The sequence below is a fragment of the Enterobacter cloacae complex sp. ECNIH7 genome, from assembly GCF_002208095.1.
GTDB classification, from domain to species: domain Bacteria; phylum Pseudomonadota; class Gammaproteobacteria; order Enterobacterales; family Enterobacteriaceae; genus Enterobacter; species Enterobacter cloacae_M.
Map to the genome: position 1 here is coordinate 2,757,544 of NZ_CP017990.1, position 22,434 is coordinate 2,779,977.

The 22,434-nt window shown below is 51.1% G+C and carries 24 protein-coding genes and 2 pseudogenes; 14 read left to right on the top strand and 12 right to left on the bottom strand.

What is annotated here, in order from left to right; all coding sequences use genetic code 11:
* The first annotated feature begins 7 nt into the window (after positions 1 to 7).
* Complete coding sequence (gene ycjG, locus WM95_RS13605) at positions 8 to 973, top strand: L-Ala-D/L-Glu epimerase (RefSeq protein WP_063408862.1); 966 nt, start codon at positions 8 to 10, stop codon at positions 971 to 973.
* Here ycjG and mpaA read toward each other — a convergent pair.
* Positions 964 to 1,677, bottom strand: a complete 714-nt coding sequence (mpaA, locus tag WM95_RS13610; RefSeq protein WP_063408861.1) for a murein tripeptide amidase MpaA — start codon at positions 1,675 to 1,677, stop codon at positions 964 to 966. The genes ycjG and mpaA overlap by 10 nt on opposite strands.
* A 185-nt stretch (positions 1,678 to 1,862) precedes the next feature.
* On the opposite strand from mpaA, the gene WM95_RS13615 reads away from it, so the two are divergent.
* Entirely contained in the window at positions 1,863 to 3,479 is a 1,617-nt protein-coding gene (locus WM95_RS13615; RefSeq protein ID WP_047741805.1) for a peptide ABC transporter substrate-binding protein, read from the top strand.
* Positions 3,480 to 3,569: 90 nt separating this feature from the next.
* Here WM95_RS13615 and WM95_RS13620 read toward each other — a convergent pair whose 3' ends face one another.
* The 4 genes from WM95_RS13620 to WM95_RS13635 all read right to left on the bottom strand — a co-directional run bounded on the left by WM95_RS13620 (position 3,570) and on the right by WM95_RS13635 (position 8,020).
* A complete protein-coding gene (locus tag WM95_RS13620) occupies positions 3,570 to 4,133 on the bottom strand; it encodes a DJ-1/PfpI family protein (protein WP_033145709.1) in 564 nt (187 codons plus the stop codon).
* A gap of 217 nt (positions 4,134 to 4,350) precedes the next feature.
* A complete protein-coding gene (locus WM95_RS27200; protein WP_032668497.1) occupies positions 4,351 to 4,491 on the bottom strand; it encodes an Ecr family regulatory small membrane protein in 141 nt (46 codons plus the stop codon).
* 74 nt (positions 4,492 to 4,565) lie between these two features.
* Positions 4,566 to 5,798, bottom strand: a complete 1,233-nt coding sequence (locus WM95_RS13630; RefSeq protein ID WP_063408860.1) for a sensor domain-containing diguanylate cyclase — start codon at positions 5,796 to 5,798, stop codon at positions 4,566 to 4,568.
* 92 nt (positions 5,799 to 5,890) lie between these two features.
* The gene (locus WM95_RS13635) at positions 5,891 to 8,020 is read right to left on the bottom strand and encodes a putative bifunctional diguanylate cyclase/phosphodiesterase (protein WP_088544803.1); all 2,130 of its coding nucleotides are present in this window, start codon (positions 8,018 to 8,020) and stop codon (positions 5,891 to 5,893) included.
* 909 nt (positions 8,021 to 8,929) lie between these two features.
* Here WM95_RS13635 and WM95_RS27870 point away from each other — a divergent pair.
* The 4 genes from WM95_RS27870 (at position 8,930) to dbpA (ending at position 12,615) form a co-directional block, all read left to right on the top strand.
* A complete protein-coding gene (locus WM95_RS27870) occupies positions 8,930 to 9,619 on the top strand; it encodes a methyl-accepting chemotaxis protein (RefSeq protein WP_442876233.1) in 690 nt (229 codons plus the stop codon).
* Positions 9,620 to 9,774: 155 nt separating this feature from the next.
* Positions 9,775 to 10,758: a zinc transporter ZntB gene (zntB, locus tag WM95_RS13645; protein WP_023312017.1), complete on the top strand. Its 984-nt coding sequence runs from the start codon at positions 9,775 to 9,777 to the stop codon at positions 10,756 to 10,758.
* A 273-nt stretch (positions 10,759 to 11,031) separates the two neighbouring features.
* Complete coding sequence (gene ynaL, locus WM95_RS27760) at positions 11,032 to 11,214, top strand: proline-rich small protein YnaL (protein WP_071789387.1); 183 nt, start codon at positions 11,032 to 11,034, stop codon at positions 11,212 to 11,214.
* 27 nt (positions 11,215 to 11,241) lie between these two features.
* Positions 11,242 to 12,615: an ATP-dependent RNA helicase DbpA gene (dbpA, locus tag WM95_RS13655; protein ID WP_063408858.1), complete on the top strand. Its 1,374-nt coding sequence runs from the start codon at positions 11,242 to 11,244 to the stop codon at positions 12,613 to 12,615.
* Between the two features lie 42 nt (positions 12,616 to 12,657).
* Here the strand turns inward: dbpA and ttcA are convergent, their stop codons facing one another.
* A complete protein-coding gene (gene ttcA / locus WM95_RS13660) occupies positions 12,658 to 13,593 on the bottom strand; it encodes a tRNA 2-thiocytidine(32) synthetase TtcA (RefSeq protein WP_023312015.1) in 936 nt (311 codons plus the stop codon).
* 35 nt (positions 13,594 to 13,628) lie between these two features.
* Positions 13,629 to 13,697 (bottom strand): annotated as a pseudogene (locus tag WM95_RS27875) (hypothetical protein); the annotation flags it as partial.
* Between the two features lie 141 nt (positions 13,698 to 13,838).
* On the opposite strand from WM95_RS27875, the gene WM95_RS13665 reads away from it, so the two are divergent.
* A complete protein-coding gene (locus WM95_RS13665) occupies positions 13,839 to 14,159 on the top strand; it encodes a cupin domain-containing protein (protein ID WP_063408857.1) in 321 nt (106 codons plus the stop codon).
* Positions 14,160 to 14,175: 16 nt separating this feature from the next.
* On the opposite strand, the gene WM95_RS27880 is transcribed toward WM95_RS13665, so the two are convergent.
* From WM95_RS27880 to WM95_RS13675, 3 genes and pseudogenes are all read right to left on the bottom strand, one after another.
* Complete coding sequence (locus WM95_RS27880) at positions 14,176 to 14,322, bottom strand: YnaM/YnfT family protein (protein ID WP_369880915.1); 147 nt, start codon at positions 14,320 to 14,322, stop codon at positions 14,176 to 14,178.
* A gap of 267 nt (positions 14,323 to 14,589) precedes the next feature.
* Positions 14,590 to 14,817, bottom strand: a complete 228-nt coding sequence (locus tag WM95_RS13670; protein WP_063408856.1) for a hypothetical protein — start codon at positions 14,815 to 14,817, stop codon at positions 14,590 to 14,592.
* 97 nt (positions 14,818 to 14,914) lie between these two features.
* Positions 14,915 to 14,995: pseudogene (locus WM95_RS13675) on the bottom strand (cold shock domain-containing protein); the annotation flags it as partial.
* Positions 14,996 to 15,782: 787 nt separating this feature from the next.
* On the opposite strand from WM95_RS13675, the gene WM95_RS13680 reads away from it, so the two are divergent.
* The 7 genes from WM95_RS13680 (at position 15,783) to WM95_RS27620 (ending at position 20,892) form a co-directional block, all read left to right on the top strand.
* Entirely contained in the window at positions 15,783 to 17,306 is a 1,524-nt protein-coding gene (locus WM95_RS13680) for an EAL domain-containing protein (RefSeq protein ID WP_063408855.1), read from the top strand.
* Between the two features lie 495 nt (positions 17,307 to 17,801).
* Positions 17,802 to 18,146: a DUF1294 domain-containing protein gene (locus WM95_RS13685; RefSeq protein WP_063408854.1), complete on the top strand. Its 345-nt coding sequence runs from the start codon at positions 17,802 to 17,804 to the stop codon at positions 18,144 to 18,146.
* Between the two features lie 143 nt (positions 18,147 to 18,289).
* Positions 18,290 to 18,739, top strand: coding sequence for a hypothetical protein (locus WM95_RS13690; RefSeq protein ID WP_063408853.1), 450 nt, complete (start codon positions 18,290 to 18,292; stop codon positions 18,737 to 18,739).
* 261 nt (positions 18,740 to 19,000) lie between these two features.
* Positions 19,001 to 20,032: a methyltransferase gene (locus WM95_RS13695; RefSeq protein WP_063408852.1), complete on the top strand. Its 1,032-nt coding sequence runs from the start codon at positions 19,001 to 19,003 to the stop codon at positions 20,030 to 20,032.
* A gap of 90 nt (positions 20,033 to 20,122) precedes the next feature.
* Positions 20,123 to 20,320, top strand: a complete 198-nt coding sequence (locus WM95_RS13700) for a hypothetical protein (RefSeq protein WP_023312007.1) — start codon at positions 20,123 to 20,125, stop codon at positions 20,318 to 20,320.
* A gap of 3 nt (positions 20,321 to 20,323) precedes the next feature.
* Complete coding sequence (locus tag WM95_RS13705; RefSeq protein ID WP_063408851.1) at positions 20,324 to 20,746, top strand: GFA family protein; 423 nt, start codon at positions 20,324 to 20,326, stop codon at positions 20,744 to 20,746.
* A gap of 68 nt (positions 20,747 to 20,814) precedes the next feature.
* Positions 20,815 to 20,892, top strand: coding sequence for a hypothetical protein (locus WM95_RS27620; protein WP_223239581.1), 78 nt, complete (start codon positions 20,815 to 20,817; stop codon positions 20,890 to 20,892).
* Positions 20,893 to 20,956: 64 nt separating this feature from the next.
* Here WM95_RS27620 and WM95_RS27720 read toward each other — a convergent pair whose 3' ends face one another.
* Both WM95_RS27720 and ompC read right to left on the bottom strand, forming a co-directional pair.
* Entirely contained in the window at positions 20,957 to 21,082 is a 126-nt protein-coding gene (locus tag WM95_RS27720; protein ID WP_255319991.1) for a hypothetical protein, read from the bottom strand.
* 148 nt (positions 21,083 to 21,230) lie between these two features.
* Positions 21,231 to 22,340 carry a porin OmpC gene (ompC, locus tag WM95_RS13710; RefSeq protein WP_063408850.1) on the bottom strand — a complete coding sequence of 370 codons (1,110 nt, stop codon included), beginning with the start codon at positions 22,338 to 22,340 and terminating at the stop codon, positions 21,231 to 21,233.
* Positions 22,341 to 22,434 lie beyond the last annotated feature (94 nt).

The following is a 22,434-nucleotide window of genomic DNA, read 5'->3' on the forward strand; positions in this document are numbered from 1 at the left end:
GTCAGTGATGAGAAGCGTTAAGGTCTATGAAGAAGCCTGGCCATTGCATACCCCGTTTGTGATCTCCCGCGGCAGTCGAAGTGAAGCCAGCGTGGTCGTAGTCGAAATCGAAGAAGAGGGGTTTAAAGGCGTTGGGGAATGTACGCCTTACCCGCGCTACGGAGAAAGTCCTGCTTCGGTGATGGCGCATATCATGACCCTGGTGCCAGAGCTGCAAAAAGGGCTCACGCGCGAGGCGTTACAGCAGCGTTTACCCGCCGGGGCAGCACGTAATGCTATCGACTGCGCGCTCTGGAGCCTTGAGGCCGCCAGGCACCAGCAATCGCTGACGTCCTTGCTGGGTGTGGCGCTGCCGGAGTCCGTCGTGACGGCGCAAACGGTCGTGATTGGTGAGCCGGAGCAGATGGCCGCCAGCGCAAAAGCGCTCTATGACGCCGGGGCCACGCTGTTAAAAGTGAAGCTCGACGATCGCCTGATCAGCGAGCGGATGGTCGCCATTCGCTCGGCGGTTCCCTCGGCCACGCTGATTGTTGACGCCAACGAGTCGTGGCATCCCGAGGGGCTTGCCGCCCGATGCCAGCTGCTGGCTGACCTGGGCGTGGCGATGCTGGAGCAGCCTCTGCCAGCGAAGGATGATGCGGCGCTGAAGAATTTTATCCATCCGCTGCCCGTCTGCGCGGATGAAAGCTGTCATACCCGCGAGAATTTGAGCGCGCTAAAGGGCTGCTATGAGATGGTCAATATCAAGCTCGACAAGACCGGCGGGCTGACAGAGGCGCTGGCCCTGGCGGCGGAAGCGCAGGCGCAGGGCTTTTCCCTGATGCTGGGATGCATGCTCTGCACATCCCGGGCGATCGGCGCGGCGCTGCCGCTGGTCAATCAGGTCCGTTTCGCCGATCTGGATGGCCCGACGTGGCTGGCGGTTGACGTTTCACCGGCGCTTAATTTTACCAGCGGCGTGCTTCATCTCTGAGGCTGCCAGCGCAGAAGCTCCATCATCGCGTTTAAGTATTTTTCGCTGGCTTCGTCTGAGGAAATCGGCGGGAATTCAGCGGTGATGCAGGGCAGGCTCAAATCGGCGCACCAGCTACCGAACGATCCGGGTGTTTCATAGCCCACGCTGGTGACGAGCGGCAGGGCGAAAGCCTGCGCCAGCCACGCGCTCAGGTCGGAGTGACGCGGATCTTCAATGCAGGCCAGCGGATCGTGGAAGGAGACAACCCATGCGGGGTGGATCTTATGGATAAGCTGGCACAGCGCCTGCGTTTCCGGCTCGGAGCCGGGCTTGTCTCCCGTCAGCAGCACCACGTCCCGCTCCTCGGCGGAGCTGTTCCAGCGATAAACCGTTTCGCCGGCGCGCCAGTTTGCCGCCGGGAAATTACGGTTCAGGTCGACTCCCCTCGCATTCGCCCGTAAACCAAGCTGACAGCCGTCCGGATTGACGGCAAGAATCACGTGGTGACGTCGCAATGAAGGCGTCAGCGTCCGCAGCGCGCAGGAAAGCGTGACGATGGACGAGTTCTCATCTCCGTGCGTGCCGGCAATGATCAAACCGCTGCTGCGATCGGCATCGGGCGCCGGGAACCAGATCAGCGATGCGCCTAAAAATGAGCGGCCATATTGCTCAGCGCCCGGCGGAAAGGCTCCGCGCTCCGCTCGTGGTCGGGTGATTGCCATACGAAATCCTGATAAATAAGTCTCTACTGGCAGTGTTGTGCAAAACTCGCTGTTAATCAAATAGTTTCCGTAACGGTTGAGAATTGCCTCAAATCACTATTCCTGACGAAGATATTTGCATTTCTCTGTTTCGAAACAAATAATTACGCATCTGCTTGTTACCTGAATTCATCAAAGGGGATCTTATGAAGCATCCTGTTTCGCGTCTCTGCGCTGCACTGTACTTGTGCGGACTCTCTACACTCTCGTACGCTGCTGATGTGCCCCAGGGCACGGTACTGGCGCAAAAACAGGAGCTGGTCAGGCATATTAAAGACGAGCCGGCTTCGCTCGACCCGGCAAAAGCTGTGGGATTACCCGAGATTCAGGTGATTCGCGATCTTTTCGAAGGGCTGGTGAATCAGAACGAGAAAGGGGAGCTGACCCCGGGCGTGGCGACGCGCTGGCAGAGCAACGATAACCGTATCTGGACGTTTACCCTGCGCGATAACGCGAAATGGTCAGACGGTACGCCCGTCACCGCGCAGGATTTTGTCTACAGCTGGCAGCGTCTGGTTGACCCGAAAACCACGTCTCCGTTTGCCTGGTTTGCGGCGCTGGCAGGCATCAACAACGCGCAGGCCATTATCGATGGCAAAGCGGCGCCAGATACCCTGGGCGTGACGGCGGTGGATGCCAGAACCTTACGCGTCCAGCTGGACAAACCGCTCCCGTGGTTTAGCAACCTGACGGCGAACTTCGCCTTCTATCCGGTGCAAAAAGCGAACGTTGAAAGCGGGAAAGAGTGGACGCGTCCGGGCGCCCTGGTGGGTAACGGCGCGTACGTCCTGAACGACCGCGTGGTGAATGAAAAACTGGTTGTCGTGCCGAATACGCACTACTGGGACAACGCGAAAACTGTCCTGCAAAAAGTGACCTTCATTCCGATTAATCAGGAATCGTCCGCCACTAAGCGCTATCTGGCGGGGGATATTGATATCACCGAATCGTTCCCGAAAAACATGTATCAGAAGCTCCTGAAGGACATTCCGGGACAGGTGTATACGCCGCCTCAGCTCGGAACCTATTACTACGCGTTTAACACGCAAAAGGGCCCGACGGCCGATGCCCGGGTTCGTCTTGCGCTGAGCATGACTATCGATCGCCGCATTATGGCAGAAAAGGTATTAGGTACAGGCGAGAAGCCGGCCTGGCATTTCACCCCTGACGTGACGGCGGGTTTCACCCCAGAGCCTTCACCGTTCGAGCAGATGTCCCAGCAGGAGCTTAACGCTCAGGCGAAAACGTTGCTCCAGGCCGCAGGTTACGGTCCTCAGCGTCCGCTGAAGTTGACACTGTTGTATAACACCTCGGAAAACCATCAGAAAATCGCCATTGCGGTGGCGTCCATGTGGAAGAAAAATCTCGGTGTGGACGTCAAACTGCAAAACCAGGAGTGGAAAACCTATATCGACAGCCGTAATACCGGCAATTTTGACGTGATCCGCGCGTCATGGGTAGGCGATTACAACGAGCCGTCGACCTTCCTGTCCCTGCTGACCTCAACCCACAGCGGTAATATCTCGCGTTTCAATGACCCGGCCTACGATAAAATTATCCACCAGGCAACGCTGGAAACCACGGCGAAAGCGCGTAATACGGACTACAACATGGCGGAGAAAATCCTCATGGAGAAAGCGCCTATCGCGCCCATTTACCAGTACACCAATGGTCGTCTGATTAAGCCCTGGGTGAAAGGCTACCCTATTAATAACCCGGAAGACGTGGCGTATAGCCGGACGATGTATATCGAGAAGCACTGATGTTTTATGAGACCCGGCGCGGGAATGCGCCAGGTCTGCAATACGCGGTACGGTTTCATCCGCTATGCGTGGCCCAATGCCGGGTCTCTGTTATTCTAATAGCGCATTAAACTTCGCCAGCCACTGCGGATGCGCGGGCCAGGCGGGAGCCGTCACCAGATTGCCGTCTACATGGGCCTGATCGATGCCGATAGCGGCGTAGTGTCCGCCGCTGAGACGGACTTCAGGCGCGCAGGCCGGGTAGGCGCTACAGGTTCGTCCTTTCAGGATCCCCGCGGCAGCAAGCAGCTGTGGGCCGTGGCACACTGCGGCAATCGGCTTACGCGCGGCGTCAAATGCCTGTACCAGCTTTAAGACGTCCTCATTTAACCGCAGATACTCGGGGGCTCTCCCGCCGGGGATGAGCAGCGCGTCGTAGTCCTGCTCCTTTACGGCTGAAAAATCGGCGTTGAGGGTAAAGCGGTGACCGGGCTTTTCGCTGTAGGTCTGGGCGCCGTCAAAGTCATGGATTGCCGTCATGATGTAATCACCTTTCGGTTTGTCAGGGCAGACCGCATCCACCTGATGGCCAATCATCTGCAACGCCTGAAAAGGCACCATGGTTTCGTAATCTTCGGCGTAATCGCCAACCAGCATCAGGATCTTCTTGCTCATCTTTCCTCACCTCTATCAATAAAGATGATTAAGATATAGCCTGGCGTGGCTGAATTGCCGGAAATAAAAAAGCCCGTCAGAGCACGGGCAACATAAGCAAATGAATAAGTGATTCGTTATCAACGTTGTTGGAGGATAACGCCGCGTATTTTACGCGGCTGTAAGGGAAGCAGATAGCTGACATATTCGGTAGGTGAAACAAGCGATTAAACGTGCGTTACGGTGCGTCAAAGGTCGGGTAAAGGCTATTTTCAAGAAATTCGACGAGATGCCAGATCTCACCGCTAAAAATAAACCAGAAGCCAAATATAATAAGGAGTAAAATAATTAAGGTGAGTATTATTTCTGTTTTTCCCATTGCGGCTTTTACCCACCTGACGCTAATTGATTCGAGGTGGGCATTGTAGCGGGGCTTTTCCGGATACTCCAGTTTCATGCCGCAAGCACTTTATTGCGTCCGTCATTTTTAGCGCGATACAGCGCATCGTCCACACGCTTAAACAGCTCGTCAATACTCTCACCATGATTGTGCCGCGCCACGCCAATGCTGACGGTAAACCGCGGCAGGCCGGGGATCGTAATGCGGGCAACGGCTGCGCGGACTGACTCGGCAATCTGCATCGCGGTATCGAGAGAGGTGCGGGGCAGCAGGATAACGAACTCTTCGCCACCCCAGCGGAAGACCATATCGCCCTCCCGACTACAGGCTTCCAGCATCCGGGAAAGGGCGATAAGCACCTCATCGCCTTTCAGATGGCCGAACAGGTCATTAATGTTTTTGAAATGGTCGGTATCCACCAGCAGCAGGCTAAATTGCTGCTGCGCGGGAAGTGTATTCAGGTTGCTTTGATCGGTTATCGCGTAGAACTGGCGCCTGTTGAGTAGCCCGGTCATGGAGTCACGTAACGCCGCATGTTCCAGCTCCTGCTCCAGCCTTTTTTGCTCGGTGATATCGTGGATGATGCACAGCATCAGCTTGTCACCGTAGATCTCAATGGGCCCGGCATACGTCTGAACGTGGCGGGTGGATCCATCGGCAAGGCGGTGAACAAAATTGAGCGGCTTATGACCACCGGGCAGCGCGGCAATCGCAGTCATAATGGGCATCACATCTCGCCCCAGCGTATTGATTTCCCAGGTATGCTTACTGCACATGTCATCATGTGAATAACCATAAAAATTGAGCGCGGCCAGATTCGCATCGACGATTTGACCGTCGCGGGCCGGATCGATTAACAGCATCGGGGCGCTGTTGGTCAGAAAAAAGCGCGCATAAAAACCCTGCTTTTTCCGCCGGTAGGTAGCGGAACGGCTGGCCTTCAATCCTGAGAGTATTTGCTGGGAGATGCCCTCGAAAACAATCACATCGCCCCAGGGCGCGTAGTGGGCAAGCGAGAGGCGACAGCTTAACGGCGTATCCTGTCCATCCCGGCTCGTTGTCCAGATTTCGACGATCTCCTGCTCTGTTTTCAGTTCAGATACATACATCGACAGGACGGTTTGCGCACTGGCAGAGTAGATCCCTTTGCGCAGGTCATCGAGCGTTTTATCCCCCATGATCTGCGTTGCGGACACATTCGCAAAAATGATCTTTTCCGACACGGGTAAAACGAGCCACACGGGTGTTTTAATTACATTTAACGCATCAAAACAAGGTTGCGACATAGGCGTTTCCTGTTCATCGACAACATGTGTCTGACAATCATGACAGAATTGACTCGCGTGTACTCCCTTGAAACATACTCCACTTAACCCCGTCAGGCATGATTTTTTTGAGAAATAAATGCGGGGTCCGTTTGAATTTTATTAATGGGTATAATCTGTTTGTCTGAGTTTATCTGCAGCAGTAGCCACGGTACCTGCTCGGCAGGTAAGGGCCGGGAGAAAAGGTAACCCTGCAGGTAATCGCAGCCGAGACGGGTGAGAACCGCCTGCTGTTCTTCCGTTTCGATCCCTTCTGCCACCACGTTCATCTCCATGGTCCGGGCGATACTGATAATGGTTTCAACCAGCTTGTAGCTTTTTTCATTTTCCAGCATCGACGTGACAAAGCTTCTGTCGATTTTGAGCTCTTTTGCCGGAAGCACGCTCAGCATCAGAAGGTTGGAATAGCCCGTCCCAAAATCATCAATCGAGACAACGATCCCCGCGTGATTAAACGCATTGAGCAACTCAATGCTGCGGTCGAGATTTTTAAGCGCGGTGCTTTCCGTTACCTCCAGGATCAGCCGGGACGGAGACAGGCTATATTTTTCCAGCATCGACGAAACGATCTGGAAAATATCCGGCTGTTCAAACTGGATGGGGGATAGGTTGAGCGACAGCGTCCACTGGCTGAAACCTTGCTCAGTCCAGAAATGAAGCTGTCGGCATGCCGCTTCAATGGCCCAGTTACCTACCGGAATAATTAAACCCGTTTGCTCCAGGGAGGGGATAAACAGATTGGGCAGTACAACCCCTTGCTCAGGATGCCGCCAGCGCAGAAGGGCTTCAAAACCGTGAATGGTTTTATCTCCCGCATGCCAGGTTGGCTGGTACCACAGCTCAAACTGATCGCGTTCAAGCGCCTGCGAAAGCTCCTGCAGGAAACCGGGTTTCGCCGGGATCGCCGTTGACATCTCGGCCCGGTAAATCGCCCAGCCGTTGCGGCCCTCTTCTTTGACGCGATGTAGGGCTGCATCCGCCTTGAGCTTTAGCTCGTGCAGCGTTTCGCCATCCTGAGGATAGAGGCTTACGCCCGCGCTGATCGTTGTGCTTAGCGTGTGCCCACAGACAGACAGAGGGCGTCGCACGTCTTCAAGCAGCGCGGTGACCAGGGCGTTGAGCCTGTCGTCGTCACATTCCGGCACCAGCAGGATAAAGGCGTCGCCTCCCAGCCTTGCCAGGGTCATCTCACGCGTGAGCCGGGCCGTGATGCGCTGCGCGACCGCGATCAATAACTCATCACCGACGCTGTGACCCCACGTATCGTTAACGCGTTTGAAGTGATCGACGTTCAGGAAAATAACCGCAAAGGGCTTTTTGCTCAGCAGCGCGCTGCGCAGACAATCCTGCATGCGGAGATCCATCTGGTGGCGGTTTGCGAGCCCGGTGAGCGCGTCAAACCGCGCCTGTAGCTCAAGCTGGCGGTTGAGCTGATGCAGATTATCCGTCAGCCGGCTGGTGCGCCGGTGGGAATCGATAAGTGAGATGATTAACATCACCCCGAGCAGGCAGAGCGTGGTGACTGAAACCCAGATGGATAACCCCAGCTCGCCGATCCCGCCCGGGAGGGTATGCGCCATTTCCTGAAACTGCGCGGCACTCATGCCGGTATAGTGCATCGCACAAATCGCGGCAGCCATGACGAAAGCCGCGATAATGCGATCGATAAAAACGCCTTTGTGTTTATCCCGCAGACGGAAAGCCAGCCACAGCGCCGTGCCGGAGGCAACAACGGCAATAACCACGGACAACCCCACGAGGCGGCTATCCCAGATGATGCTGCCATCCAGCATCAGGGCCGCCATACCGATGTAGTGCATCGACACCACGCCAGCGCTCAGGATCGCCGTGGCAAAGATCAGTCGAAAGGGAGAAAGTTTTTTGCCCGCGACGGCAATATTAAGTGCCGTGGCCGATGCAACCACCGCGACGCCCAGTGACGCAAGGGTTAACCAGAGGTCGTAGCTCATCATCATGGGCATTTGCATCGACAGCATGCCGATAAAGTGCATCGACCAAATGCCAATGCCCAGCGTGACCCCGCCGGCAATACGCCAGAAGAGGGCAGCCTTTCGGCTGGAGAGGGGGATCTTTCCGGCGCTGTCCAGCGCCACAAAGGAGGCGATAAACGCCACCAGATAAGAGATAGCGATTAACACAGGGTCCCACGATATATTGAGCATTATGCAGTCCCACGCCTGAGAGGGTTACCGATTTCGCCTGCCGGGTACATCTTTATCGGGCAACGAACATGCGCATTCAAACCATATTAGTTATTTATCGTGAAAAATGACCAGTCATATTAATACTCTAAAACTTATTAAGAATATAAAATATATTCTCTTGTTAATATATTAAGCATTGCTAAACAAGAACGAATAACAGTAGCAAAGCTCCTTAAATAGGAAGGCGATCGTATCGTCTTACCGCGGGTGATACTATCGCTTAAGATGGCGGGAAACCAGTATCACAGCATGCTGAGCAAAACATTTTCACTAATACGCTTTTTTTATCTGACTTAAGACAAATCCCAGGATGCTAACGGCGAAACAAAAAACAAGCGTTGTTTGCGATGAAAAACTTCCGGGCCAATGCTATAAGTCTAAGTGCCGACCAAAATATAAAACGTGGGTATTATCATGCTAAAAAATATTAGTGTCAGGACCTTTATTATCGGGTTCCTTTTCTCTCTTTTTTTGGTAAGTGCGGGTGTCGTTGTTCTATTTTCCAGCAATACGTCTCTCTTTATTTCGCTTAATGTCATCAATTTCGTTGCGCTATTTTTGCTCTGGGTCTATATGACGAAGTATCTTGTGACGCCGATCAATACGGTGAAGAGGAGTATTGAGGAGGTGACCGCAGGTAACCTTGGCGTATCTATCCCTGAATTTGGCAATAACTGCGCGGGACGACTCATCCCCGGTATAAACAGCCTTTCCGGTAATATTGCGACGCTGGTGCGGGAGATCAGGGCGTCATCGCAAACCGCCATGACCTTATCGGACCAACTTTCGGCACGTAGCGCTCAGCTATCGGTGAAAACCGAGCAGCAGTCTGCGTCTTTGGTGCAAACCGCAGCCAGCATGGAGCAAATGGCCGCGAGCACCAAAAACAATGCCGATAACACCCGCCTGGCGAGCGAGCAGGCAAATGTGGCGACGTTACAGGCGCGCAAGGGCGGTGAGCTCATGGGGCAGGTCGCCAGCAATATGCAGTCCATTACCGAATGCGCGCAGCAGATGACGGAGATTATTTCGTTGATTGACGGCATTGCGTTCCAGACGAATATCCTGGCGCTCAACGCGGCCGTTGAGGCGGCAAGGGCGGGCGATCAGGGAAAGGGGTTTTCTGTCGTCGCGGAAGAGGTAAGAAACCTGGCACACCGCAGCGCAGAGGCCGCGAAGAATATCAAAACGCTGATTGAAGTCACCAGCAGTAACGTCACGCAGGGAGCCAGCGTTGTGTCACAGGCAGAGAAAAATATGCATGAAATCGTGACGGGCTCGGGGAATGTCAGCCGCTTAATGGACGAAATTTCCTCGTCAACGTCAGAGCAGGAGAAAGGTATTTCTCAGATTACCCTGGCGCTATCGGAGCTGGAGCGGGTCACGCAAAGTAACGTGGCAATGGCAGAGGAGCTCAATGGTTCCTCGGACGTACTGCGTAATCAGGTGATTGAGCTGCAGACCCGAACGCGTAATTTCAGACTTGACCAGGGCTCTCCTTCCTTATTATCAGGCGGCTCGCCATCCTTCCTTCAGCGGCCAGAACACTCTCTCTGACAGTACCGTAAAGCCTGGCATGCCAGGCTTTTTTAATGCCCCCGGCCAGAATGTACAATTCCTGAGCGATTTCAGCGCGATGGGATACATAGTTGTTGCTTAACACCTGATGAAAGCTAGACTGACACCGAAAGAGGTAAAAAGGTGGAGGCGCTGTGGAAAGCATTAAAGGATCTGAACTAAACGTTCCAGACGCAGTTTTTGCGTGGGTGCTGGATGGCCGCGGCGGTGCGCGACCGCTGGAAGATAATGATGCGATCGATAGTGCGCATCCCTGCTGGCTACATCTGAACTACACCCACCCGGACAGCGCTGACTGGCTGGCCTCGACGCCGCTGTTGCCCAATAACGTGCGCGATGCCCTGGCGGGTGAAAGCCTGCGGCCCCGCGTGAGCCGAATGGGTGACGGGACGCTAATCACCCTGCGCTGCATTAACGGCAGCACGGATGAACGCCCGGATCAGCTGGTTGCGATGCGTGTCTACATGGACGACGGGCTCATTGTGTCGACCCGGCAGCGAAAAGTTCTGGCGCTGGATGACATCGTCAACGATCTGAAAGAAGGCACCGGGCCGGTCGACTGCGGCAGCTGGCTGGTGGACGTCTGCGACGCGCTTACCGATCATGCGAGCGAGTTTATCGAAGAGCTGCACGACAAAATCATCGACCTGGAAGATAACCTGCTCGATCAGCAGATCCCGCCCCGCGGTTTTCTGGCCTTATTGCGTAAGCAGTTGATTGTGATGCGCCGCTACATGACGCCGCAGCGCGATGTGTATGCGCGTCTTGCCAGCGAAAGGCTCGCCTGGATGAATGACGATCAGCGGCGCAGAATGCAGGATATTGCCGACAGGCTGGGGCGCGGGCTGGACGAGATTGATTCCTGTATTGCCAGAACGGCGGTGATGGCGGACGAAATCGCGCAGGTGATGCAGGAGTCGCTGGCGAGAAGAACCTATACGATGTCTCTGATGGCGATGGTGTTTTTACCCAGCACGTTTCTTACCGGGCTGTTTGGCGTGAACCTGGGGGGAATTCCGGGTGGCGCTTATCGCTACGGCTTTACCGCGTTTTGCGTGATGTTAGTTGTTTTGATTGGTGGTGTTGCATGGTGGTTGCATCGTAGTAAATGGCTGTAAATTTACGCTTTTTTCAGCTTTTAACGGGATCAAAACGCTCTTTTAATTGAGCGAAGTCAATAAACATCTACCCCGTAAGGTGCAATATTACTCCCGCAGGTGAATGCAACGTCAAGCGATGGGCGTTGCGCTCCATATTGTCTTACTTCCTTTTTTGAATTACTGCATAGCACAATTGATTCGTACGACGCCGACTTCATAGTCGGCTTTTTTTTGCCTCCTGATTCTCAGCGTCTACCCTAAAAGGGACGACAGCAAATTCTGGAGGGAATGATGAGCATCCTGAACGCTCTGCTACTGCAACAATCGCGTCAATCCGATCCCATCCCCACCGATCCGGTGCCAATGCCCGATCCCATCCCGCGTCCGCAGCCGATGCCCGACCCGCCGCCAGATCAAGAACCGATTAAATTGTCGCATCGAACCGCGAGATCTGCGAGGATACGCGCCATCTGACCGCAAAGATGACCACGAGAGACTACTGTGACCGCTTTTTCTACCCTGAATGTTCTGCCCGCCGCCCAGCTCGATAACCTCAACGAGTTGGGTTACCTCACGATGACGCCTGTTCAGGCGGCCGCGTTGCCCGCCATCCTTGAGGGCCGTGACGTGCGCGTGCAGGCGAAAACGGGCAGTGGGAAAACGGCGGCATTTGGCCTTGGCCTGTTGCAGCATATCGATGCGGCGCTTTTTCAGACCCAGTCTCTGGTGCTGTGCCCGACCCGCGAACTGGCGGACCAGGTCGCGGGTGAACTGCGTCGCCTGGCGCGTTTCCTGCCAAACACCAAGATTTTAACCCTCTGTGGCGGACAGCCGTTCGGCGCGCAGCGTGATTCACTTCAGCATGCGCCGCACATTATTGTCGCAACGCCCGGCCGCCTGCTGGATCACCTGCAAAAAGGCACCGTCTCGCTGGATGCGTTACAAACGCTGGTGATGGACGAGGCAGACAGGATGCTGGATATGGGCTTCAGCGATGCGATTGACGAGGTGATCCGTTTCGCCCCGGCCGATCGTCAGACGCTGCTGTTCTCCGCGACCTGGCCGGAGGCCATCGCCGCCATCAGCGGGCGCGTGCAGAAAAATCCGCTCACCATTGAAATCGACAGCGTAGATGCGCTGCCCGCTATCGAGCAGCAGTTCTTTGAAACCTCGCAGCAGGGGAAAATTTCGCTCCTGCAGAAACTGCTTAGCCAGCATCAGCCTGCGTCCTGCGTGGTGTTCTGTAATACCAAAAAAGACTGTCAGTCGGTCTGTGACACCCTGAATGCTGCCGGCCAGAGCGCATTGTCTCTGCATGGCGATCTGGAGCAGCGCGATCGCGATCAGACGCTGGTCCGCTTCGCTAACGGCAGCGCCCGCGTTCTTGTTGCAACCGACGTCGCTGCGCGCGGTCTGGACATTAAATCCCTTGAGCTGGTGGTGAACTTTGAGCTGGCGTGGGACCCTGAAGTGCACGTGCACCGTATTGGTCGTACCGCGCGCGCGGGAAACAGCGGTCTGGCGATCAGCTTCTGCGCGCCGGAAGAGGCGCAGCGCGCCAACATTCTCTCTGAGATGCTGCAGATTAAGCTGAACTGGATGAATGCACCGGCCAGCGTCAGCGTAGTGCCGCTGGAGGCTGAAATGGCGACGCTGTGCATTGATGGCGGTAAAAAAGCCAAGATGCGTCCAGGTGACGTATTAGGGGCGCTGACCGGGGATGTAGGTCTGGACGGGGCGGATATCGGCAAGATTGCGGTCCATCCGGCGCATGTCTACGTAGCGGTTCGCCAGGCGGTTGCCCATAAGGCATGGAAGCAGCTGCAAAACGGGAAAATTAAGGGTAAAACCTGTCGCGTACGTCTGCTGAAATAAAGAATGAAGCGTCTCAGACGGTGTTTCTGAGACGCTAATCGCTTACTTCACTTCAAGCACGTTGAGACGCAGCTCTTCAAACTGATTGTCATCTTCTTCCGGCTGCCAGCCCGCTGGCTGCATGGGAATATCTTCCCGATCAAACGCCAGGTCCCCGCCGTTCACGACTTCTGACTCGTGGTTGATGCCTTTAAAGTCGAACAGCTCCACATCCGCGAGATGGGAAGGGACGACGTTCTGCATCGCGCTGAACATGGTTTCGATACGCCCCGGATAACGCTTATCCCAGTCGCGCAGCATGTCGCCAATTACCTGACGCTGCAGGTTCGGCTGAGAGCCGCACAGGTTACATGGAATGATCGGGAAACCTTTAGCCTGAGAAAAACGCTCAATGTCTTTTTCGCGGCAGTAGGCGAGAGGGCGGATCACAATGTGCTTGCCGTCATCGCTCATCAGCTTAGGCGGCATGCCTTTCATCTTGCCGCCGTAGAACATATTGAGGAACAGCGTTTGCAGGATATCGTCGCGGTGATGGCCCAGCGCAATTTTGGTCGCGCCCAGCTCCGTCGCGGTACGATACAAAATGCCGCGGCGCAGGCGAGAGCAGAGTGAGCAGGTGGTTTTCCCTTCCGGGATTTTCTCTTTCACAATACCGTAGGTATTTTCTTCGACGATTTTATACTCAACGCCCAGCTTCTCGAGGTATTCCGGCAGAATGTGCTCCGGGAAGCCCGGCTGTTTCTGGTCAAGGTTGACCGCTACCAGGGAAAATTTCACCGGTGCGCTTTGCTGAAGATTACGCAGGATCTCCAGCATGGTATAGCTGTCTTTACCCCCTGACAGGCAGACCATGATGCGGTCACCTTCTTCAATCATGTTGAAGTCTGCAATGGCTTCGCCCACGTTACGGCGCAGTCGCTTTTGCAGTTTATTCAGGTTGTATTGCTCTTTTTTGTTAATCTCTTGATTCTCTTGCATTTAGTACTACCTTCGGAGCCAGCAGGGGCAAACATTGTATGCCGCGTATGGTACGGATTCCGGCGGCGAATGCCAGCACGTTTTACTGCGGGGTTATAACTGGCGCAGCAACGCCGTTAGCGTGCGGTGTGATTTAAGGACCTCATATAGCATTTTACTCGTGTTAGTTTTCCATATTTGTTATATGACCGAGGGGAACTTATATGGCATAAGAGCGTTAAATGAACATAAAAAGGAATGACTTTATGTCGCTTTATGACCTCAAAACAGAAGCACTTGCCTTACCGGAGACCTGGCACTCTCGTGTATTGGGCCGCACTGGAACTGCAAATCTTAAAGTTTTACGAATGGATGAACGCTCAGTGATTGAAGAGGTACATGAGTATGACGAGGGGTTACTGGTCATTGATGGACGTCTGGAGCTGGGCGTGAAAGGTAAAAAAATCTCTGTAACGGCTGGACAGCTCTATATCGCTAAAGCTGGCACTCCCCATACTGTAGAAACAGGCAGTTTTGGTACACTGGTTATCATTGATTTACCAGAAACGGAAGTGGCCTCGCTTTAAGCGGCTTGCGATAAGGTCACAGATTGTCAGGATTGTTCGATGTGCTAATCCAAACTTTAATCAGACTCAACGTTATCAACCCCATCACAACGGCAACAGTGGTTATTACAATATAAGATGTCATAAAATAATCTTTTCTGGTAAGGGTCTTCATTTGACTCATTTCTTTTGCATTAGTTCCTGCAAAAAGCAAAATCTTAATGAAAAGAAGTGTCGAGTTTTAGTCAGTATTGTTTAAATAAAGACGAGAGGGTTATATTTGCAGGTTTTATAAAAAAACGCCTGCATTTAGCAGGTTTTAATAGTAAGGCATTTTTGTTTTTTAAATTCAATAGATAAAGCCTAAAAACGCTCACTGAAAATACTGGTGATTTTACTGAGGTTTTATCTTTCCTTTTGTGAAGTACAGAGAACTAGCCGGAAATGCTGATTACAAATGGATTTTTGCGGCATCAAGTATCTTCTGAGAGGTGAGTTCTCTATCAGAGGCAACGTAGACAAAGCTGCGATCGCCGGTTAAAGACGGGAAACCGGCAGACATAATCTGAAGGTGTATTTCTTCACCGTCCGGATATTCTTGTCTTACGGACGTAGTTGCTTGTTGCACTGTGACAACTTTATCTGGTTTCCCATTGAAAAAAACGATTACATTCTTCATAAACCACCCTGTGTTTTTGAGATCTTTCCAAAACTAAAGCAAGCATTGTTTAGCTTTAAAGTGTATGGTGGCACTCCGTAAAATCAGGAGATGCCTAACTGCCATCAAGGGGGGAGATAAAGCCAAAGCCTTTATCTTCATTAAACCACTTAACCAGACCTTGAATTCGTGAAGGCATAAATACTCCTTTAAAGACACTTTAAATGATAAGAAATGACTAAAACGTATGGACTCAAAAGGAGGGGATATCAGCGATAGCGCCTGGTTATGAGGACTGCGTGGTAAAATATTGTATTCGGTATTACATCGAACCAACTAAATCATTAAGGCACGGACTGAGTTGATAAGCAAACGTTATTTTAGCCATCCGGATGGCTTTCGCGGCGCATTTCCGGTCACGTTGAATCTGCTGTCAATTTTCGATAAAAAGTCGTCGGCTTGATGTTCGCCTCTGCGAGTCCGGGGCAGGAAAAAGGGTTGTGCGCATTGATCTTGTGAATATATTTGGATTAGGCTATGTATGTTCAGCACCACGCTTTTTCTTAAAATTTTATCCCATTGGAAGGGTTTAACGTGTTCAAGCTTAGCTCATCTCTACTGGCTATTTTCCTGCTGTCAGGCTGTAGCTCCGATCTGGTTCTCAGTCCACCTAAACAACCCGAATACAAGTCAATGCCTGAAATAACCCAGTCTGTGACGCCAACGCAACAGCGTGCAATCATGGCCGGCGAAAGACCAGACTGGTCAGAAAGAACCCCGATCAATACAATAAAGCGATATTAATAGACATTTATCCACCAGGGCTGCCGTTCGGCGGCCTTTTGTTTCCCCTCAATCAGGCTGGCAAGAACATTTCTGACGCCTGGCATGGTAATTATTACGTTATCGACCATGCTTAAGACAATGACAATTCAATCACTTCACCATCGTTGAAGCGGCTACTTCACTTAAATCGAGAAGCCTAAATGCGCCATGCATCTATCCCCGTAGCTGCAGCCACAACAATGTTCTTGCTCGGCGTTTTTATCATCAATTTACAGGTCTGGTATTCTGCACGGGCTGATAGCCTGGCAGAGGCGCACTACGTCGTGCGGAACATGAATGTGATTCTTAAAGAAGCCCGTCATGCGACTGAGATGGCAATGCAACTTGCCGAGAATGAGTGTGATGCTGAAGGGCAATATCGGCTGGGCACCGAGGCGGCATTACAGCCTCACCTGAGAACGATCGTTATTCTGAAAAATGATGCGGTCTGGTGCTCCTCGTTACCGGGAAACCGCGTATTGTTGGTCAACAGCTCAATCCTGCCTGAGTCATCATTGCTCCTCGTCCCTTCGGCCAGTACCGTCAACGGTCTTCCGGTTCTCTTATACCAGACAATTCACGCCGGAAGCCGAATCATCGTTAGCATCAGCGATAGCCATATCCGTGATGCGCTGGATATGCCATTAAATGGCGTTGAATATTCCCTGAGAGTAGGCAATAACCTTTTAGGCCTGACAGGCGATGTTACGACGGCAGACCCTACGAAGAAACAGGTATTAACGGTAAAAGCCTCTGGTTATCCATTCTCGGTTCAATTTAACTCTCCACCTCTTTTTAGCCTTAAGAGATTATTCAATCGAGCCGGAGGCGTGGTGCTATTCCTGCTGATAATATCGTCTCTCTCTGCTTATATTCTTCAACGCTATATTTCTAAGGATGTCTCACCCGAAGAGTCACTGCGCATCGCCATTTACAGAAATGAAATTATTCCGTATTACCAACCCGTTGTGAGCGGCAAAGAGGGAACCTTACGGGGTGTGGAAGTGCTGGCCAGATGGAAGCATCCTCAATCAGGGTTTATTTCTCCCGCGTCCTTCATTCCTCTTGCTGAGAAGTCCGGTTTAATTATTCCTTTGACCCAGAGCTTAATGAGGCAGGTTGCAATACACATGAATGCTATTGCGACATTGCTGCCTGAAGGGTTTCACGTAGGGATTAACTTCAGCGCTTCTCATATCGTTGCGTCCACCTTTGTTGAAGAGTGTCTCCACTACAAGCGCAGCTTTACTCAACAGGATCTTAACCTTGTCGTTGAAGTGACGGAGCGTGAACCACTCGACATTGATGCACATCTCGTTAATACATTGAATGAGTTACATAACAATGGATTTGCCATTGCGCTGGATGACTTTGGTACGGGTTATTCCGGCCTGTCCTATCTGCAGGATCTGCATATTGATTACATTAAAATCGACCAGAGCTTTGTTGCCAGGGTTAACGCGAATGAGGACTCAACGCTAATCCTTGATTCGGTACTGGAGTTGGCCAAAAAACTCTCAATTAGCATCGTGGCGGAAGGCGTTGAAACAGAAGAGCAGCTCGATTACCTCACACGCAATCATATCCGGTTTTTACAGGGTTTTTTCTTTTACAAACCTCTTCCTTTCAAGGAACTGGTCAAAGTTCTCTTGTCGAAGCCAAAAGTTAAGATCAGGGTGGAATAATGTTTGTTTAGTTGTTTCTGAGAAAATAAAAAGGGGGGACATCATCCCCCAAAAAATGCAGACCATTATTGCTTTAACTACGGCAATATTTTGTTATGCGTTGACCGAATGGTCAAATTAATTGTTTTCAACATTGTTTTTGAAAACATGAAGCGGATGGGCGAGCTTGAATATTAGCTGCCTAACGTTTAATTTGATTCTAATCAATATTGTCGCACCCCTCTTTAGATTAATGGATGCAATACTTGTTGTTTTGTTAAAACAATGCGCTTACGCTGTGTTTTCGACGTGAGATGTTTCAGGTTAATTTTTTAAGAAAAAAATGCTGACTGCTAAAGCAAAATGAAATAATGCTTACTTATTACCACTGTTTAAATGTTAACCAGTAAAGGCCCGGGGCGCAGTTTGCTTTTATAATAGCCGTCTCACTCTGAGATTTTCGTCAGCTAGCGTATAATGCGTTATCCAAACTGTAAACACCCCGTGACTGGTGCTATGACCCTTAATCGCTTTTGTTATTTACTCCTGATTTTCGCTGCGATCGGCAGCCTTCTTACCACCCATCCTCTATTCATGTGGTTTCTGGCGATCAACGTGATGACGTTGGTCATGTATGGCGCCGATAAAATGGCGGCGCGGAAGGGGATGCGCAGGGTTCCGGAAGCGACAATGCTGGTATTTGGCGTGACAGGTGGCTGGCCTGGCGCCATTGTCGGTCAACAGCTCTTTCGCCATAAAACCCAAAAGCAGCCCTTCAAAAGCTACTTTTTCATCAGCGTCGTCGTCAGCATCGTCATGATGGCAGCCGTTTATCATTTTTCTTCTTATTCTCTTTTATGAGCGTTGGCAGGGACCGTTGACGGTAAGGCATATCTTTAATTCATTCCTTCATCACTGCCAATAGTAGTAGGACTATCCTTAAGTGGTTGCTGTTTTTTGCACAATCTGAATAATACGTGCAACAACACGGACGACAACATCCCATGAAAATAGAATCTCTTATCCTGGCAGTGCTGGTGCTCTTTTCTGCGCCTTCCTGGTCTGCTTTTCAGGAGCGGGAATATAATACCTGGTATATAAAAAATGCGGTCCTTTATGATATGACACAGACATCGGAAGGTTTCCCTGTCATGGTGAGCGTCTCCCAGCCTGGGAGAAAATCCGCTAATTTACTGGTGTCCTATATTACTGAAGGCCGCTGTGGTGAGAATAATCTGCCGCTTAATGTGAACGGTAAAGTACTGCCCGCCAAATATTATTGTGTTCAGGTAGGACAGAACAGAATTGAACATTTTTCAGTGGTGGACGCGGAAAGCGTCAATGGCATGGTGATGCACCTGAGATCTGATTTCACTATTCTCCTGCAAAACGATATCAAGATTTGGGCTGCAAACATTAAAACACCAAAATACGGACTGGCGCCGAGATTCTAACTATGAAATGCCTGTATTACGACAGGCATTTTTTTAGGATGTAACGCAATCATTTTTAAGTTAATAGTTGTAATGCATTACTATTAAATATTAAAGTTAAGTGGCCTTGGTTTTTTACGTATTTAAACGGACTGTATGCTAAACGGTACAAAACAGCATAAATAATCCTTTCTGACGTTATGGATAAAGCTCATTACCAGACTTACGCTTGCTAGCGGCGTTTTAGTTGTTCAACACATCTTTACTGGTAAGGAGCAGAAAATGTCGCAACGTAATAGTCTGGATTTACTAAGCCGTAAAGAAGGAATGTGTCTGTTAGAGCAAAGCATGGGTTTTGTCTGGCAGGCAGCACTTCGAGCCGTCGCGGTATTAGGCGTCGCAGATCGTCTGGTTGAAGGAAAAAAATCCGTCAAGCAACTGGCGAAGGAGTTGAATGTAGACGTTAACTATCTTCATCGAATCATGCGCTTATTGTCCTCTCGTGGCGTTTTCAACGAATTATCTGAAGCTGAATACAGTCTTAGCCATTCAGCGCAATTCCTCTGTTCTGAGCATGAATTTTCCTTGCGTGCGGCGGTGCTCATGCTGACAGACCCAACATTCTGGCAGCCAGCGGCTAAAATGGATGAGATATTGCACGGCAAGCCTGTTTTTAATGATTTGTTTGGCAAGCCTTTTTACGAATACTGGCAGCATGACGACACGATGACTGACAGCAACGTTTTTCATGCGGGTATGGCCTCTATGTCATCCGTAGAAAATGAAATCATCGCAGATAGCTATTCGTTCCCGCAAAACGCCGTGGTTGCCGATATCGCCGGCGGGCTGGGTAACTTATTGCTGGCTGTTTTACGTCGAAATCCGACCCTGACGGGGATCCTTTTTGATCAAAAAGATGTGCTTGAGCGAAATCGACTGCACCTGTTAAATGATAATCGTCGATGGGAAACCGTTAATGGGAGCTTTTTTGAAGCCTGTCCTGCAGCGGACATTTATCTGCTTAAGTATATCCTCATGGACTGGCCTGATGAGAAGGCGGTACAGATACTTCAGTGCTGCAGAAATGCAATGAAAGATAACTCCCGCTTATTAATTTTTGAACCGCTTATTAAAAAAGAAAATAATGAACAGGGACGATTTGAAATTGACCTTCTTCTGTTAACAAGCTTTGATGGAGGACGAGCACGAACAGAGTCTGAGTATCAGGCCTTGTTTGAACAGACCAATCTTAAGCTGAACAAAATAATAGACACCCGTTCGTATCTGTCGATTCTGGAAGTCGTACCTCTCTGAACTGTTTAAATAACATTCACAGAGCATGCGTCCCGCATTCCGTTTTACCGTATTCCTGCTACGCTTGTTTGTTGTACCAGGAGCATGAATATGAAAAACAAAGATGAACAAACCGGATTAGTGGGGCTGGCGATTGGGGCCGCCGTTATTGGGCTGGTTTCAGCGCAAAAACCGATCCATCGCAACAGCATTGTCGATGAACTGGTCAGGCTCGGCAGGCAAAAAGGCGATGGCGTAGAAGATGAGGTTTTCGTTAAGGCTGCCGAGCTGGTGAGAAAAGGGGTATAGCCCATGTCTGAAAGACGAAATGCGAAGTGCCATTGCGGCGCGGTGGCGTTCACCGTTGAGCTTACCGATGGGCTGAAAACCGCCCGGCGCTGCAGCTGTTCCTTTTGTCGTATGCGGGGCGCGGTCGTCGTTTCTGCGCCGTTGTCAGGCATTAAGGTGACCAAAGGTGAAGATAAGCTCACCGAGTACCGCTTTAACACGGGAACGGCACGGCATTTCTTCTGCTCGGTGTGCGGGATTTACACGTTCCATCAGCGACGTTCTAACCCAAACGAATATGGCGTTAATGTCGCCTGTTTTGAAAACGTTTCACCTTTTAATTTTCCAGAGGTGAAGGTGATGGACGGCGTCAACCATCCCATGGATGGGGAAAGTGGGGTATTTGGATATCTTTCTTTTCGCGAGAAAGGTGAAGAGCAGGCATGATTGCCGCCTGGCCACTCTTTTACTCCTCCGGCTATAGTAGGCAGTGGGTAACTGAAACAGGAGAAACTATGCTCTGTGTTGAAAAAGACGATCCGCGTGAGGCCCCTGAATCAGGTGATAAAAAGCCTCAACCTGTGAAAAAATAACGCGACATACGCGTTTACCCGCCACCGGCACTGCTGGTGGCTTTTTATTTCCCAGGCAACCCTGTTAACTGCCATCCAGATGGTTTAACAGCGCGCCGAGATGCCCGACGATATCACCAAAATCAAAAATTAACGCCATCCACAGCAATGCTAAAAGGGTAAGTACGGCAAGGGATACACGACCAAACAACGTTGTTATCCTTAGTGATAAAAGGGCTATCACCGCAGTTTAACCAGCTTACTTTCAACTTTCCCTCAACCAACCCCTTTCTTAAGCTGTCTATTGTGACGAACTTCAAAAAACAAGCGAGCCCGCATGATTATGCGGGCTCTGACCATCAGAACTGGTAAACCAGGCCTAACGCTACAACATCATCGGTGCTGATGCCGTTGTCTTTGTAGAAGCTGTCATCTTCATCCAGCAGGTTGATTTTGTAATCAACGTAGGTGGACATGTTTTTGTTGAAGTAATAGGTGACCCCTACGTCTGCGTATTTAACCAGATCCTGGTCGCCCTGGCCGTTGCCCAGGTTCTTACCTTTCGACTGCAGGTAGGAAAGGGACGGACGCAGGCCGAAGTCGAACTGGTACTGCGCGGTCACTTCGAAGTTCTGGGTTTTGTTCGCCACGGCGTCGGTATTATCACCATACGGTGTCATATTGCGGGTTTCAGAATACATTGCCGCCAGATAGATGTTATTGGCGTCATACTTCAGGCCCGCCGTCCAGGCATCCGCCTTGTCTCCACCTGCTGTGGTATTCATGACCTGCTCGTTGGTGCGGTCAGAAGAGGTATACGCGGCCCCTGCAGTAATCCCCATGCCGAAGTCATAGGTGGTAGAAATACCGAAGCCGTCACCATTCTCGTGACGCGTGTCGCGACCGTTGTTGGTGCCTTCCTGGTTGTTGCTGGCGTCTTCATTTTTGCCCTGGTACTGCAGCGCAAAGTTCAGGCCCTGCACCAGACCATAGAAGTCGGTGTTACGGTAGGTTGCCACACCGTTGGCTCGGCCGGTCATGAAGTTGTCGGCTTTGGTGTAGGAGTCGCCACCGAACTCAGGCAGCATATCGGTCCAGCCTTCCACGTCGTACAGGACACCGTAGTTACGACCGTAATCGAAGGAGCCGTAGTCGCCCACTTTGACACCGGCGAAGGCAAGACGCGTCCAGGACTGATTATCAGACCCTTCCGTATTATTAGCCTGAATGTTGTATTCCCACTGCGCGTAGCCGGTCATCATATCGTTGATCTGGGTTTCGCCCTTAAAGCCCAGACGCATATAGGTTTGATCCCCGTCAGCGCCTTTATCGTCGGAGAAATAGTGCAGACCATCTACTTTTCCATACAGATCTAATTTGTTACCGTCTTTATTATAAATTTCTGCTGCATGTGCAGAACCAGCCATTAACAGAGCCGGAATCATCAGAGCCAGTACTTTTCTTTGCATTGTGATATTCCTTTGCAGTTGTTTTTATTTAATTACCTGTTGAACTTTCAAAATGAGAAAGTTGTCTCATGCTAAATCACTCCCGTGTAAGAGT